This is a genomic window from Tepidanaerobacter sp. EBM-38 (assembly GCA_001896545.1).
Taxonomy (GTDB): Bacteria; Bacillota; Thermosediminibacteria; order Thermosediminibacterales; family Tepidanaerobacteraceae; genus Tepidanaerobacter.
The window spans coordinates 1-1,772 of record MPOT01000092.1 but is presented as its reverse complement, the minus strand read 5'-3'; the positions used below and the strand labels follow the sequence as shown (position 1 = coordinate 1,772).

The 1,772-nt window shown below is 32.3% G+C and carries 2 protein-coding genes and 1 pseudogene; 2 read left to right on the top strand and 1 reads right to left on the bottom strand.

The window, feature by feature from the left end; genetic code table 11:
- Positions 1-273 precede the first annotated feature (273 nt).
- Together BUC45_RS10110 and BUC45_RS12065 are read left to right on the top strand one after the other, a co-directional pair.
- On the top strand, positions 274-1,236 hold the full coding sequence (locus BUC45_RS10110; protein WP_296972073.1) for a Dam family site-specific DNA-(adenine-N6)-methyltransferase: 963 nt from the start codon (positions 274-276) through the stop codon (positions 1,234-1,236).
- Between the two features lie 5 nt (positions 1,237-1,241).
- Positions 1,242-1,391 (top strand): annotated as a pseudogene (locus tag BUC45_RS12065) (site-specific DNA-methyltransferase); the annotation flags it as partial.
- A gap of 27 nt (positions 1,392-1,418) precedes the next feature.
- Here the strand turns inward: BUC45_RS12065 and BUC45_RS10105 are convergent.
- Complete coding sequence (locus tag BUC45_RS10105) at positions 1,419-1,646, bottom strand: type II toxin-antitoxin system HicA family toxin (RefSeq protein WP_296972072.1); 228 nt, start codon at positions 1,644-1,646, stop codon at positions 1,419-1,421.
- Between the last annotated feature and the right edge of the window lie 126 nt (positions 1,647-1,772).

Genomic DNA, 1,772 nt, shown 5'->3' with positions numbered 1-1,772 from the left:
GCCTCTTTTATTCTTGGCAGCAATTCTTCAACGGTTTTAGCTTGTGTATGACATCCTCTCAATGCAGGCACTGATGCTATATATAATCCATCTTCGTCCCTAAAAATGGACAGTGAAGAATTTTATTCGCTCCTTATAAAGATCTTTTACTGCATTCAGGATGACAAGTCGTTTTAAACCTTTGAGTAGTAACTGGTATTCTTTTTGTGATATACAACAATTTCATGATATAATGATAAAAATACTAATATAAAATTAGGATGAGATAAGAACATGCAAAACAGTGAATTAATTTTATGCCAAAATACAGGGAATATATTTGAAAAAGAAGCCAAGCCGTTTGTAAAGTGGGCAGGGGGCAAAACACAGTTGTTAAACGAGTTATCTGACAGACTACCACTTAAAATAAAGATGTCTAAAACTGTTCAAAGATATGTGGAACCCTTTGTAGGTGGTGGCGCTTTTTTCTTTTTTTTAAAAAGTAATTATGAGGTGAAAGAGTCATTTCTCTATGATATAAACAAGGAATTAATTATCGGGTACAAAGTTATTCAAAAGGATGTTCAAGAATTAATGTACGAACTTGAAAGAATTGAAGATGAATATATAAACCTACCTGAAATTGATAGAAAAGAATATTACTACAAAACAAGAGATGAATACAATAATCAGCAGGATAATTTTAATTATGAAACATATAACAGCGATTGGATAAAAAGAGCAGCATATTTAATATTTTTAAATAAAACCTGTTTTAACGGCTTATTCAGACAAAATAAAAGAGGAAAGTTCAATGTGCCTTTTGGCAGATATAAAAATCCTACTATTTGTGATAAGGAAAATCTGTTAAGAGTTAATGAGGCGCTTAAAAACACATATGTATTTTCGACAGATTTCGAAGAAAGCAAAAAATTTATCGATGCTAATACCTTAGTGTATCTTGATCCGCCATATCGTCCTTTAAATAAAACATCTTATTTTACAAGCTATGATAAAAGCGGTTTTACTGATGAAGATCAAATTAGACTTGCAAATTATTACAAAGAGATGGATAAAAAAGGTGCTTTTTTAATCCTAAGCAATTCTGACCCTAAAAACGCAAATATAAATGACAATTTTTTTGAAACTCTCTACGCGGGATATAAGATTGAAAGAGTGCTTGCCAAGAGGTCTATTAATTGCGATGGCGCTAAACGAAACAGTATTTCAGAGCTTATTATAAGAAACTATGAATGACACCAAATAATTGCAAGTCTATGCCGTATTGGGAAAGACAAGTTGAAAAATATAACTTTTATCTGATAATGCATGAGCATTTGTTTGTTTTTAGAAAACCCAAAAAAGGCGAAGACTTAAGCAGGGTAAGATACAGTATGGGCCTGAGTAAATAATTTACCTCCGTCCCCAAATATTCAAGATCATGATTTTCTAAGTGTCTCATATTCGTCAACAGAAATTTCTATATCACTTAATATTTTTCTTATCAAGCCTCTTCCCAAATCCTCTCCATGAAATGGAACCACAGTTGTTCTTCCATCTTTATGTCTAAAGAATTTGTGACTGCCTTTTTGCCGGATCTCCTCAAACCCTAAGATCTTAAGGAGTTGTATCATCTCCACTGATGAAATAATAGTTAATTTACTCATATAGAAACCTCTATCTGCTGAACGCCTATGAATTCATTTGTTGTAACTTCGCTGTTATTCACTTCTAGATAAAGCTCTATAGCCTCTTTTATTCTTGGCAGCAATTCTTCAACGGTTTTAGCTTGT